Below are 12765 nucleotides of genomic sequence, written 5' to 3'. Positions count from 1 at the left end.
GCGCGGCACGCTAGCGGGCGGGCGGGCGGACGGCAATCGGATCGCCCGTCACCGGGCCCGTCACCGGGGTTGCGCCAAGCGCGGCGCGGCGCAAGGCTAAAGACGACCCACCCCGCGCAGGACCGACCCCATGAGCCAGACCTCCCCATGGTGGCACGCCGCCACCGCCTACCAGATCTATCCGCGCAGCTTTTGCGACAGCGATGGCGACGGCATCGGCGACATTCCCGGCATCATCTCCCGGCTCGACCACCTCGCCGATCTCGGCGTCGGCTTCGTCTGGCTGTCGCCGGTCTATCGCAGCCCGATGGCCGACAATGGCTATGACATCGCCGATTACCGCGACATCGCGCCGGAATTCGGCACGCTGTCCGACATGGACCGGCTGATCGCCGAGGCCCGCGCGCGCGGCATCGGCATCGTCATGGATCTCGTGGTGAACCATTCCTCGGACGAACACGCATGGTTCCGGCAGGCCCGGCAAAGCCGCGACGATCCCTATCGCGACTTTTACGTCTGGCGCGACCCGGCCCCGGATGGCGGCGCGCCCAACGACCTGCAGTCGAATTTCGGCGGCCCGGCCTGGAGCTATGACGAGGTGGCGGGGCAATATTACCTGCATCTGTTCGACCGCAAGCAGCCCGACCTCAACTGGCAGAACCCAAAGCTGCGCCACGCGATCTACGACATGATGAACTGGTGGCTCGACCGCGGCGTCGCGGGCTTTCGCATGGATGTGATCGACCTGATCGGCAAGGACCCGGATGCCGGCATCACCGCCGACGGGCCGGACCTGCACCCGTTTTTGCGCGAGATGCACGACGCCACGCTGAAAGGCCGCGACGTCGTCACCGTGGGCGAGGCATGGAGCGCGACGCCAGAGGGCGCGCTGAAATATTCGGGTCGCGACGCGGGCGAATTGTCGATGGTGTTCCAGTTCGCCCATATCGTGCAGGGCTGGGACGAGCTGCATGGCAAGTGGAAGCCCAGGCCCTTCGATCTCGTGGCGCTCAAGAAGGTGCTGGCCGAATGGCAGCTCGCCTTGGCCGAGGATGGCTGGAACTCGCTGTTCTGGAGCAATCACGACCTGCCGCGCGCGGTGTCGAAATACGGCGATGACGGGCGGTTTCGCGTGGTCTCGGCCAAGATGCTCGCCACCGCGCTGCACATGATGAAGGGCACGCCCTATATCTATCAGGGCGAGGAGATCGGCATGACCAACATGCCCTTCACCGATATCAGCCAGTTCCGCGACATCGAGACGCTGAATTTCCACCGCATCCAGACCGCCGCCGGGGTGACGCCGGGCGATTTTCTCGCCGGGGCCAATTCCAACAGCCGCGACAACGCCCGCACGCCGATGCAGTGGGATGCGACGCGCCATGCGGGCTTCACCACCGGCGCGCCGTGGATCGAGGTGAACCCCAACCACGCCACGATCAACGTCGCCGCCGACCGCGCCGACCCGGACGGGATCATCGCCCATTACCGGAACCTCTCGCGGCTGCGCCGCGAACTGGCGGTGATGCGCGAGGGCGACTTCACCCCCTATCTCGAAGACCACCCGAAGGTCATGGCCTATGCGCGCCGCCACGCGGAGGCGCGGATCTCGGTGCTGGCCAATTTCACCGGAGAGGAGGTGGCGGTCGACATTCCCGAGGGGCTCGCGATCGCGGGCCGGGCGATCAGCGCCAATTATCCGGGCCGGGCCGCGCTGTCGGGCCGGGTCGATCTGCGCCCCTTCGAGGCGGTCGCGATCCTGGAAACGTAAGAGATGGGCGCGGGCGTGTCTCCGCCCGCGCCGTTCGTCACGCCTGCGGAGTGTCCTGCGGCTTGGCCGGCTCCACCGCGCGGCGATAGAGATGCCATGTCGCATGGCCGAGGATCGGCAGCGCGAAGATCAGCCCGATCAGCAGCGTCGCCATGCCAAGCCCCAGCCCCAGAGCGACCACCGCGCCCCAGATCGCCACGGTGCGCGGGTTCTCGCGCGCCAGCCGGGCCGAGGCCCGCACCGCGCGGCGCACGCCGACATGCCGGTCGAGCAGCAGCGGAAACGAGATCAGCCCGATCACCAGCACCGAGGCCGCCAGCACGAAGCCCACGCCCGTGCCGACCACGATCATCGCCCAGCCCGGCGTGGTGGTCAGCGTGTCGCTGATGAAGGCGGCCGCCGACACCGGCGGCTCGGGGCCGAGCGTCACCGCGTAGATGATCCATGCCGCCAGCATCCACACCACGAAGATCGCGAGGAACAACAGCCCCAGCGTCAGGATCGCGATGGCCGATGGCGCCTCGGCCACCTTGAAGGCCGCGGCCCAGCTGGGATGCCCGCCCGCCTCGCGCCGGCGGCTCATCTCGTAGAGTCCGACCGCCGCGACCGGGCCCAGAAGCGCAAAGCCGGTGAGCAGCGGCACCAGAAGCGGCAGCAGGGTTTCGTTCATGGCAAAGCGGATCAGCACCAGCCCCGCCAGCGGATAGACCACGCACAAAAAGATCACGTCCGATCGGAACGCCTTGAAATCCTCGTAGCCCGCGCGCAGCGCGGCACGCAGATCTTGGGTACCGATCTTGCGCAGCACGATCGGCGCGGTGTCGCGCCCCATGGTTTCGCGGGCGCCCTCGCCCAGGTGATGCGAGCCCGCATCGATCACATGCGCCGCCCAGCTGAGCGGGTTGCCGATGGTCTTGTCGATGTGGCCGTCGGTCTTGGCCATGATGCCGTCCTCCCTGATCGCCAAGGGACGGCCCCGCCCGGACCGGATGCGCCGCGGCGGGGTCATCCGGATGGGCCGATGCTAACACGGTTTCGCGGCGATGGCTTTCACCGCGACGTGTCCAAAGGTTTCATCCTGTCGCGCAGTCGTGAGCCGACGTTATTCCGCGTCACCGGCCCGCGCGCGTAGGCTGACCGCACGTGACAATCAGGGAGGTAACGATGGCGATGAAGTTTGGAATAACGATGGCGGCGGCGCTGGGGCTGGCCGGGATGGCGATCGCGCAGGACGCGCCGATGTTCGGCGGCGAGGAGGACCAGGCCTATGCAGAGCAGGTCTGGCAGGCGATGGTCGACCAGAATCTCGCCGGTGACGGCGCGATCATGTCATTCCCCTATCCGGGCACCGACCCGCACGGGATGATGCTGGAAACCTTCTACTCCAGCGCCACGATCGACGGCCACGAAGGCGCGCTGGTGGTCAAGCGCAACTACGGCCCCGAGGGCGTCACGGTCGACCAGGTGCTGGGCAGCCCCGGCGAACATCTGGGCGCGGTGACGGTGATGTTCATGCGCGAGGCGGGCTATGACGACGAGACCGGCAACTGGTTCTACGCCAAGTACCTGCCCGACGGCTCGCTCGACCAGAACCCGAATGGCGTGGCGCTGGCCGGCCTGGTCGGCAAGAACGCCGATGCGGGCTGCATCGCCTGCCACCAGAACGCGGGCGACAACTACCTGTTCACCACCGATGCCGACATGGGCATGATGATGATGGAATGAACCGGCGCCGCGCGCGTGCTGCGCGCGCGGCCCCTCTCAGAGCGTGAAGAAGCCGGGGCCCGCGATGCGGCGCAGCGCAGCGCCCAGCTCGCGGCCCAGATCCGCGCCATCGGCGATGGCGCAGTCGCCCGCCTCGGCCAGCACCTCCGAGCCGTCGGGGCGCAGGATCTCGCCGCGAAAGCGCAGCCGCCCCCCCGACAGCTCCGCCAGCCCCGCGATCGGCGTCTGGCACGACCCGTCGAGTGCGGCGAGAAAGGCGCGCTCGCAGGCCAGCCGCTGCGCCGTCGCCTCGTGGTGGATCGGCTCCAGGAGCGCCGCCACGCGGGCATCCGCGCCGCGCCGCTCGATGCCGATGGCGCCCTGCGCGATCGCGGGCAGCATCTCGTCCTCGCCGATGGCGGTGGCCGGCACCTCGCCGATCATGCCAAGCCGGTTGAGCCCCGCCATGGCGAGAAAGGTCGCCTCGGCCACCCGGTCCTCAAGCTTCTTGAGCCGGGTCTGCACGTTGCCGCGGAACTCCACCACCTCGAGATCGGGCCGCCGGGCGAGGATCTGCGCGCGGCGGCGCAGGCTCGACGTGCCGACGGTGGTGCCCGCGGGCAGGTCGGGGATCGCGCCGTGCTGCAGGCTGACAAAGGCGTCGCGCGGGTCTTCGCGTTCGAGATAGCCGTCGAGCACCAGCCCCTCGGGCTGCGCCACCGGCATGTCCTTCATCGAATGCACCGCGATGTCGATGCCGCCATCGAGCAGCGCGTCCTCGATCTCCTTGGTGAACAGCCCCTTGCCGCCGATCTGGCTCAGGGGGCGGTCGATCACCTTGTCGCCGGTGGTGCGGATGATCACCACCTCGAAGGCCTCGAAGGGCAGGTCCCAGGCCCGCGCCAGCAGCGCGCGCGTCTCGTTGGCCTGCGCCAGCGCCAGCGGCGAGCCGCGGGTGCCGATGCGAAGCGGTTGGGCGGGGGTGGGGAGGTCGCGGGTCATGGCCCCGTCTCTACGCGCGGGGTCCGTCTTGGGCAAGCTCGGGCAACCGCGACCGCGGGCCGCGCCCCGCCCGGCTTGACTTTGCGGCGCGGCGGCGGGACGAGGATGCATGAGCATTGCCCCCACCCCCCCGTCGAAGCTGTTGCTGCGCGCCCTCGCGGGCGAGACCCTGCCCGTGCCGCCGATCTGGATGATGCGGCAGGCCGGACGCTATTTGCCCGAATACCGTGCCACCCGCGCCAAGGCGGGCGATTTCCTGTCGCTGTGCTACACCCCCGACCTTGCCGCCGAGGTGACGCTGCAGCCGATCCGCCGCTATGGCTTCGACGCGTCGATCCTGTTCGCCGACATCCTGCTGGTGCCGCAGGCGCTCGGGCTCGACCTGTGGTTCGTCACCGGCGAGGGCCCGCGCCTGTCGCCGATCGCGGAAAAGGGCGGCGTCGCCGCCCTGAAACCCGCCGACGCGATCCACGACCACCTCGCCCCGGTCTACGAGACGGTGAAGATCCTTTCGCGCGAACTGCCCTCCGAGACGACGTTGATCGGCTTTGCCGGGGCGCCATGGACCGTGGCCACCTACATGATCGCCGGGCGCGGCACGCCGGATCAGGGCCCGGCCCATGCGCTGAAAGACGAGAACCGTCCCGAGTTCGAGGCGCTGATCGACCGGATCACCGAGGCCACGATCGAGTATCTCTCCGCGCAGGTCGCGGCGGGGGCCGAGGTGGTCAAGCTGTTCGACAGCTGGGCCGGATCGCTTTCGGGCGACGATCTCGACCGCTATTCGATCGCGCCGATGGCGCGGATCACCGCCGCGCTCAAGGCGCGCCATCCGGGCCTTCCGGTGATCGCCTTTCCGCGCGGCGCAGGCACGCGCTTCACCGATGCCGCGCGCGCCATCGGCGCCGACTGCATCGCCATCGACGACGCGGTGAGCCCCGAATGGGCCGCCGAACACGTCCAGCCGATCGCCTGCGTGCAGGGCAACCTCGCCAGCCGTCACATGGTGACCGGCGGGCAGGATCTGATCGACGAGACGCGGCGCATCCGCGACGCGCTGTCGAAGGGGCCGCATGTCTTCAACCTCGGCCACGGCATCACGCCCGATGCCGACCCCGACAACGTCGCCCTGATGATCGAGACGCTGCGCGAAACCCGCTGAACGCCTATCCCATGCCGGTCGGGCGCTGGGTCGAGCCCCAGCGCCGCCGGTCATGGTGCCAGCTCTGCATCGCCCAGCCGCTCCACACGATGACGTAGAAGGCCCCCATTGCCAGCACCACCAGCCCCGGCACCGGGCCGATCGCGGCGCGGTCGACGAACATCTCGACATTCGCCACCGGGTTGGGATGCACGATCAGCTTGCCGATATAGGCCGCCGTCTGGATCAGCAGGATCCACAGGTAGTTGCGCCGGATCCGCCGCCCGACCGAGACCCGGAACGACACGTGGTAGCGCGGCACCCAGTAATCCTCGGCCAGCTCCTTCTGCCAGCCCTCGCCCAGCCGCAGGTTCCCGTCCTGCAGCATCGGCGCGTAGAAATGCGTCTCCAGCCAGCGGCAGCGGGCGCGCCAGACGTTGAAATAACGATAGCGCCGCGCCTCCAGCATCAAAAAGAACAGGATCAGGATGCCGACCAGCACCAGCGGCAGCGGCGACGCCTCGCGCGAGGCGAAGGCGATGGAGAGCGCGATGCCCAGCGTCACCACCGCCCAGTTGGTGGTGGTGTCGAGCCGGGTGCGCCAGATGGTCGAGCGGTAGACCTCGCCGCGCCACAGATGCGCCAGCGCCCCCATCTCGGCCGAGCTCAACTCCTGCCGGATCGGGGCGCCCTGATCCTCCACGGGCCTGTCGACCGAACTCATCCGCATCTCCCGCTGCCTGCCCGATCATAAGACACCGGGACGGCGCGGCGGTCAAAGCCCTTGGAAGATCAGCCGAAAGTTCAGGCCCATTTCGCAAGCGGCGGCAGGCTCATCAGCACCGCGTCGGGATCGTGGCCGGTGGCCAGCCCGAACTTGGTGCCACGGTCATAGACGAGGTTGTACTCGGCATAGAGCCCGCGATGCAGAAGCTGCGTCTCCTTGTCGGCCTCGTCCCAGGCCATGCCGCGCCGCCGGTCGGCCAGCGGCAGGAATGCGGGCAGGAAACCGCGCCCCATATCCTGCGTCAGCGCGAAATCCGCGCGCCAGTCATCGGTGCAGCGGTCATCCATGAAGACGCCGCCGACGCCGCGCGCGCGCTTGCGGTGCGGGATGTAGAAATACTCGTCGGCCCAGGATTTGAGCGCCGGGTAGAGATCCGCCCCGTGCGGATCGAGATGGCGCTTCAGCGTGTCGTGGAAATGCGCGGTGTCCTCGGCGTATTCGATGCAGGGGTTGAGATCGGCGCCGCCGCCGAACCACCACGCTTTCGGCGTCCAGAACATGCGCGTGTTCATGTGCACCGCCGGCACGTGCGGGTTCTGCATATGCGCCACGAGGCTGATGCCCGAGGCCCAGAACCGCGCATCCTCCTCGATGCCCGGCACGCCGCGCGCCGCCATGGAGGCCTGCGCCGCCTGCCCCAGCCGGCCATGCACGGTCGAGACGTTGACGCCGACCTTCTCGAACACCCGGCCGCCGCGCATCACGCTCATCAGCCCGCCGCCCGCATCCTCGCCATCATCGCCGCTGCGCGAGGTCGGGGTCACCTCGAAGCGGCCCGGCGCGCGCTCCGACAGCGGCCCCTCGGACTGGCTGTCCTCGAGCGCCTCGAAAGCGGCGACGATCTCGTCGCGCAGGCTGCGAAACCACGCCGCCGCCTCGGCTTTCTCGTTTGTCATGATGGTCGAGGTCATGCGCACCCCCTGCTATTGAATATCGGCCCCGTCTAGCATCCCCTCCAACGGCCCGCCATGCGACCAGCTGGCCCGACCGAATCGACCCGGAGATCCACGATGCGCCCCGCCCTGTTGCTTGTTCTGCCTCTCGCCCTGGCCGCCTGCGCCACCCCGCGCGAGGCCTGCCTGTCCGATGTCAGCCGCCAGGGCCGCGTCGTCGACGCGTTGATCGCGCAGACCCGCGGCAACATCGCCCGCGGCTATGGCATCGAGGAGCGCGAGGAGCTGCGCACGCGGCGCCAGCTCTGCCGCTACCGCACCGATGACGGCGACATCGTCCGGCGGTTTTGCGACCGCACCGTGGCCGAGGACATCCGGGTGCCGGTCACGCTCGACATCGAGGCGGAGAAGGTCAAGCTCGACCAGCTTCTGGCGCGGCGCGAGCGCATGGCCGGGGCCGAGGCCGCGGCGCGGGCGCAATGCGTGGCGCGCCACCCGTCCTGACCGGCGGCGCGGATCGCCTCAGTGGGCGGGGACGTGGCTCGGATCGATCAGGCTGCGCCCGCCATCGACGGTGATGACCTGCCCGGTGACGAAGGCCGAGGCGTCGGAGGCGAGGTACTGCACCGCGTCCGACACCTCGCTGGCGCTGGCGATGCGGCCCAGCGGCGTGCATTGCAAGATCGCCTCGCGGACCTCGTCGTCATCCGAAAGCGAATGCTTGAGCGAGGCGCTCATCACCGAACCGAAGGCCACGGCGTTGACCCGGATCCGCTTGGAGGCCAGCGCCACCGCCATCGACCGGGTCATCTGGTCGAGCGCGGCGCAGCTCACCGAATAGGCCAGAAGCTGCGGGTGGGTCAGCCGCGCCGCGATCGAGCTGAGATTGATGATCGATCCCAATGGCGCGTCGCTGTCGGGATCGGCCTGCTTGATCATCCGCTTGGCCGCCGCCTGGCTCAGCCGGAGCGCCGACATCAGGTTCTGGTCCAAGAGCCGCTCGACCGAATCATCCTCGGCGTCGAACGGGTCGGTGACCCGCACCTGCCGCGCCGCGTTGACGATGATGTCGATCCGGTCGAAGGCGTCGACCGTGAAGGACAGAAGGTTGGTGATGGTCAGCCGCTCGCGCAGGTCACCCGCGAAATGCCGCACCGGCCCGTCGGCCTCGCGCAGCACCGATGTCTCGCGTTCGAGCGCGGCCTCGTCGCGGTCGACGAAGACCACGTTGGCCCCGGCCTCGACCATGGCGCGGGCGATGGCGAGCCCGACGCCATGCGCGGCCCCGGTCACGATCGCGGTCTTGCCGGCGATGGAAAAGCTCATGACGGTCTCCGGTGGAAGGACGGTATCAGCGGGGTTTCTTGTCGGTCGGCTTCAGCGGCCGGATCGCGTGGAACAGCTTGAACGCGTTGTCGCCGCCGATCTCCTCGACGGTGCGGAAGCTGTCGCGCAGGGCGGCTTCATAGGGCAGATGCCGGTTGGCGACCATCCACAGCTGCCCCGAGGGGGCGAGCATCCGCGCAGCGGCGGTGATGAAGGCCCGGCCCAGCCCCGGATCGGCGGCCCGCCCGGTGTGGAAGGGCGGGTTCGACACGATGCCGTCATAGAGATGATCGGGTTTGAAACGCGTCGCGTCGGCCCAGTGGAAGCCCGCGCGCGGATCGGTGACATTGGCCCGCGCGCAGTCGAGCGCCAGCTTCTCGGCCTCGACCAGGTCGATGGATGTCACACCGTCGCGTTCGAGCGCGGCACGCGCGAGATAGCCCCAGCCCGCCCCGAGATCGGCCATCCGCGCCGGCAGCTTCTTCGGCAGCGCGCGCGCCAGAAGCTGCGAGCCGCGATCGGGGCCATCGGCGGAAAAGGCGCCCCATTGCGTGACGAAACCGCCATCGACCGGCGCGGGCTCCGGCGCGTCCCAATCCGACAGCTCGACATCGGCGGATGCGAACCAGAACAGCCGCCCATGCGCGCGGGTCACGCAAGGCAGGTCGCCGATGCGGGCGCGCATCTCGCGCCACAGGCTGTCGACGCCGTCGGTCTTCTGGCCGTCGACCACCACCACCGGGGCGATCCGCGCCGCCCGCGCCACCAGCGCGCGCGCCAGCCGCTTGGAGCGCGGCACGCAGACCACCGCCATCTCGGCGGTGTCGGTCGCTTCGGCCACGCGCCAGCCCTGCGCCTCCCACCAGTCGATATCGGGGCGGAACCCGTGCAGGATCACGCTGCGCTCGCGCGGCAGCGCCGACAGGTCGGTGCCGGCGGCGGGGCGCAGCACGGCGACGGCGCCGTCGGGAAGGGAAAAAGCGCCGCTCTCGATCGCGGTGGTCAGGCGGGCATCGGCCATGGGCACTCCGAAGGCAGGGGGGAAAATTGGGGCACCGGGGCCCCTATTCCCTTTCCATCGTGCATTGCAACGGGTGCTGGTGGCGCTGGGCGAAATCCATCACCTGCGCCACCTTGGTCTCGGCGATCTCGTAGGAGAACACGCCGACCACCGCGAGCCCCTTCTTGTGCACGGTCAGCATGATCTCGAAGGCCTGCGCGTGGCTCAGCCCGAAGAACCGCTCCAGCACATGCACGACGAACTCCATCGGCGTGTAGTCGTCGTTGAGGATCAGCACCTTGTAGAGCGGCGGGCGCTTGGTCTTGGGGCGCGTCTCGGTCTTGACGCCGGTGAGATCGTCGCCCTCGCCGTCATTCGGGCCCGCCATCCGCGTTTGCGCCATGCGCGTCATCGTGCCTTGCATCGTCATCCGCTCTCCGGCCATCTCGGCTTGGGCTCCGCGTCTCGTTGCCATTCTCGCTCGCGCTCCGTTATATAAGCGCCCCGGCCGTGGTGAAAAGCCCGGCCATCGCCCCAGGAGTGCCGCGGATGCCCGATCGCTGGACCATCGCCTTCGATGCGGACGACACGCTGTGGCACAACGAGCGGTTCTTCCGGTCGACCCAGTCGCGATTCGTCGAGCTGCTGCGCGATCACGCGGGCGAGGATCACCTGCGCGAACGGCTCCTGGCGGCCGAGCGGCGCAATCTCGGGCGCTACGGCTTCGGGGTGAAGGGATTCGTGCTGTCGATGATCGAGACCGCGATCGAGGTGAGCGATGCCCGCGTGCCCGCCACCGCGATCAGCGAGATCATGGCGATGGGGCGCGACATGCTGGCCCATCCGATCGAGCTTCTGCCCGGCGTGCGCGAGGCGGTGGAGGCGCTGTCGGGCGCCGCGCGGCTGATGCTGGTCACCAAGGGCGACCTGCTCGACCAGGAGCGCAAGCTGGCGCAATCGGGCCTCGGCGACGCCTTCGACGCGGTGGAGATCGTCTCCGACAAGACCGCCCCGGTCTATGCCGCGATCTTCGCGCGCCACGCGGTGGCGCCCGCCCGCGCGGTGATGGTGGGCAATTCGCTCAAATCCGACGTGATCCCGGTGATCGAGGCGGGCGGCTGGGGCATCCACGTCCCCTTCGAGGCCACCTGGGAGCTCGAACACGCCGCGCCGCCGCTCGGGCATCCGCGGTTCCGGCAGATCGACAGCCTCGCGGCACTGCCCGCGGAGGTTGCGCGCCTGCGGGCCTGACCGGGTCCGGGCGGCTCTTGCCTGCGGCTTTTGCGCCACGCCCACCTCGCTCATCGCGCCCGCTATACGCCTGTTGCGAAAGCACCTCTTCCGCATAGGGCGAGTCGGGCCCGTCCTAGGGCGTTGCCTGAAGTTCTCAAGCAAACCAATTGGAAATAAGCCTATTTTCGTGACGCAACGTTTGTGTTATTTTTTGAGACAATGATTGAGGTGCCCACTCCAAAAAAACCGGCACCCGCGAGGCAAGTAAAAGGGCAATCCACGTGAGCAGTCGTCTGTTTCGGACGGCCCGGATCGGGCTGTTTCTCGTTACCACACTCATGACGGGCATGGCCGTGGCCACCGGCGCGCTTGCCGCACCCTATGCGGCGATGGTCGTCGACGCCAAGACCGGCGCCGTCATCCACGAGGAAAACGCCGACACGCGGCTGCACCCTGCCTCTCTCACCAAGATGATGACGCTGTATATCGCCTTTCAGGCGATCCAGCGCGGCGAGATCGGGCTCGATTCGGTGGTGACCATCCCGTCCCGCGCCGCCGCCCAGCCGCCTTCCAAGCTCGGGCTGCGCACCGGTCAGAAGATCAAGTTCCGCTACCTGCTGCGCGCCGCCGCCGTCAAATCCGCCAATGACGCCGCCACCGCGATCGGCTTTGCCATCTCGGGCAGCGAAGAGAACTTCGCCAAGCGCATGAACGCCACCGCGCAGGCGATGGGCATGCGCAACACCACCTTCGTCAACCAGCACGGGCTGACGACCAATGGCCACATGTCGACGGCGCGCGACATGACCGTGCTGGGCCGGCACATGATCTATGACTTCCCGCAGTATTATAACCTGTTTTCGCGCCGCTCCGCCGATGCGGGCATGAAGCAGGTGAACAACACCAACCGCCGCTTCCTGGACGCCTATGACGGTGCCGACGGCATCAAGACCGGCTTCACCAACGCCGCCGGCTACAACCTCGTGGCCTCGGCCCGGCGCGGCGACCGCCGGATCATCGCCACCGTCTTCGGCGGCACCTCCACCGCCAACCGCAACGCGCGGGTGATGAAGCTGCTCGACCAGGGCTTTGCCTCCTCGCCCACCGCGCCCGGCGCGACGCGGGCCCCCGCGCTGGTCGCCGCGGCCCCGGCGCTCGGCCCGACCAGCGGCGCCCACACCATCCGGGTGAGCGGCGTGGTCCGGCACAGCCTGCGCCCGCAGCAGCGCCCCGGCACGAGCGCGGCGGTGCAGGTCGCCTCCACCTCGGGCATCGAGGACGCGCTGGCCGCCGCGCTGCTCGTCTCCGCCGCGCCCGCCGCCGCCGCCCCTGCTCCTGCCCAAGCCCCGGTCGAGATCGCCGAGGCGCCCGCTGCGGCCCCCGCCGCCCCGACCACAGATCTGAGCCAAATGGCGCCCGAAACCGCGCAGCTTTTCGCCGAGGCCGGCGTGGCGCCCGCGATGATGCCCGAAACCACGCCCGAGCCGCGCCCGACCGAGATCATCATGACCGCCGCCGCCATCGCGCCAGTCGATGCCTCGCGGATGCAGGCGGTGCCCGAGGTCGTGACCCGCGTCTCGACCTCCGGCGGGCGGCTCTGGGGCATCAATGTCGGCCGCTACAACAGCCGTGGCAGCGCCGAGCGGGTGCTGATCCAGACCGCGCTCAACGAGCCGGGTGCGCTCGACGGCGCGCTGCGCCGGGTGACCCAGCGCGCGGGCGGCTTCGACGCCAACTTCATGGGCCTGACCAACGAGGCCGCCGATCTCGCCTGCCGCCGCCTGCAGGCGCGCGGCGCGATGTGTTTCATGATCGGGCCGTCCTGAGCGCCTCCTCCCCGCTCGTCACGACCCTTTCGGCGCCGCGCTTTCCCTCCCGAAGCGCGGCGCCGTCTTGTCTTCGGCGCCG

General features: G+C 69.1%; 13 protein-coding genes. 6 read left to right on the top strand and 7 right to left on the bottom strand.

Annotation, left to right across the window (positions count from 1 at the left end; all coding sequences use genetic code 11):
* Positions 1-130 precede the first annotated feature (130 nt).
* On the top strand, positions 131-1771 hold the full coding sequence (locus LOKHON_RS06970) for a glycoside hydrolase family 13 protein (RefSeq protein ID WP_017928897.1): 1641 nt from the start codon (positions 131-133) through the stop codon (positions 1769-1771).
* A 37-nt stretch (positions 1772-1808) separates the two neighbouring features.
* On the opposite strand, the gene LOKHON_RS06965 is transcribed toward LOKHON_RS06970, so the two are convergent.
* Positions 1809-2714, bottom strand: coding sequence for a DUF2189 domain-containing protein (locus tag LOKHON_RS06965; RefSeq protein ID WP_017928896.1), 906 nt, complete (start codon positions 2712-2714; stop codon positions 1809-1811).
* Positions 2715-2935: 221 nt separating this feature from the next.
* Here LOKHON_RS06965 and LOKHON_RS06960 point away from each other — a divergent pair, with 221 nt between their 5' ends.
* Positions 2936-3496, top strand: a complete 561-nt coding sequence (locus tag LOKHON_RS06960) for a hypothetical protein (protein ID WP_051059658.1) — start codon at positions 2936-2938, stop codon at positions 3494-3496.
* 36 nt (positions 3497-3532) lie between these two features.
* Here the strand turns inward: LOKHON_RS06960 and hemC are convergent, their stop codons facing one another.
* On the bottom strand, positions 3533-4477 hold the full coding sequence (hemC, locus tag LOKHON_RS06955) for a hydroxymethylbilane synthase (RefSeq protein ID WP_017928894.1): 945 nt from the start codon (positions 4475-4477) through the stop codon (positions 3533-3535).
* Between the two features lie 109 nt (positions 4478-4586).
* Here hemC and hemE point away from each other — a divergent pair, with 109 nt between their 5' ends.
* Positions 4587-5639 carry a uroporphyrinogen decarboxylase gene (gene hemE / locus LOKHON_RS06950; protein WP_017928893.1) on the top strand — a complete coding sequence of 351 codons (1053 nt, stop codon included), beginning with the start codon at positions 4587-4589 and terminating at the stop codon, positions 5637-5639.
* A gap of 4 nt (positions 5640-5643) precedes the next feature.
* Here the strand turns inward: hemE and LOKHON_RS06945 are convergent, their stop codons facing one another.
* Positions 5644-6342: a DUF2270 domain-containing protein gene (locus tag LOKHON_RS06945; RefSeq protein WP_017928892.1), complete on the bottom strand. Its 699-nt coding sequence runs from the start codon at positions 6340-6342 to the stop codon at positions 5644-5646.
* A gap of 80 nt (positions 6343-6422) precedes the next feature.
* Positions 6423-7301: an oxygen-dependent coproporphyrinogen oxidase gene (hemF, locus tag LOKHON_RS06940; RefSeq protein WP_245631438.1), complete on the bottom strand. Its 879-nt coding sequence runs from the start codon at positions 7299-7301 to the stop codon at positions 6423-6425.
* Between the two features lie 129 nt (positions 7302-7430).
* Between hemF and LOKHON_RS06935 the strand changes: the two genes are divergently transcribed.
* On the top strand, positions 7431-7802 hold the full coding sequence (locus LOKHON_RS06935; protein ID WP_162561766.1) for a hypothetical protein: 372 nt from the start codon (positions 7431-7433) through the stop codon (positions 7800-7802).
* Positions 7803-7820: 18 nt separating this feature from the next.
* Here LOKHON_RS06935 and LOKHON_RS06930 read toward each other — a convergent pair whose 3' ends face one another.
* Genes LOKHON_RS06930 through clpS form a run of 3 tightly spaced genes read right to left on the bottom strand, consistent with a single transcriptional unit; the run spans position 7821 to position 10027 of the window.
* Positions 7821-8624, bottom strand: a complete 804-nt coding sequence (locus LOKHON_RS06930) for an SDR family NAD(P)-dependent oxidoreductase (RefSeq protein WP_017928889.1) — start codon at positions 8622-8624, stop codon at positions 7821-7823.
* 25 nt (positions 8625-8649) lie between these two features.
* On the bottom strand, positions 8650-9645 hold the full coding sequence (locus LOKHON_RS06925; protein WP_017928888.1) for a class I SAM-dependent methyltransferase: 996 nt from the start codon (positions 9643-9645) through the stop codon (positions 8650-8652).
* A gap of 43 nt (positions 9646-9688) precedes the next feature.
* The gene (gene clpS / locus LOKHON_RS06920; protein WP_110549253.1) at positions 9689-10027 is read right to left on the bottom strand and encodes an ATP-dependent Clp protease adapter ClpS; all 339 of its coding nucleotides are present in this window, start codon (positions 10025-10027) and stop codon (positions 9689-9691) included.
* 146 nt (positions 10028-10173) lie between these two features.
* Between clpS and LOKHON_RS06915 the strand changes: the two genes are divergently transcribed.
* Positions 10174-10875 (top strand): HAD family hydrolase, encoded by a 702-nt coding sequence (locus tag LOKHON_RS06915; RefSeq protein ID WP_017928886.1) that lies wholly within the window; start codon positions 10174-10176, stop codon positions 10873-10875.
* A 329-nt stretch (positions 10876-11204) separates the two neighbouring features.
* Positions 11205-12683 (top strand): D-alanyl-D-alanine carboxypeptidase family protein, encoded by a 1479-nt coding sequence (locus LOKHON_RS06910; RefSeq protein ID WP_017928885.1) that lies wholly within the window; start codon positions 11205-11207, stop codon positions 12681-12683.
* The last annotated feature ends 82 nt before the right edge of the window (positions 12684-12765 follow it).

This window comes from Limimaricola hongkongensis DSM 17492 (assembly GCF_000600975.2).
GTDB lineage: Bacteria > Pseudomonadota > Alphaproteobacteria > Rhodobacterales > Rhodobacteraceae > Limimaricola > Limimaricola hongkongensis.
Note: the sequence above shows the minus strand (reverse complement) of the source record. Positions and strands in the feature narration are given on the sequence as shown.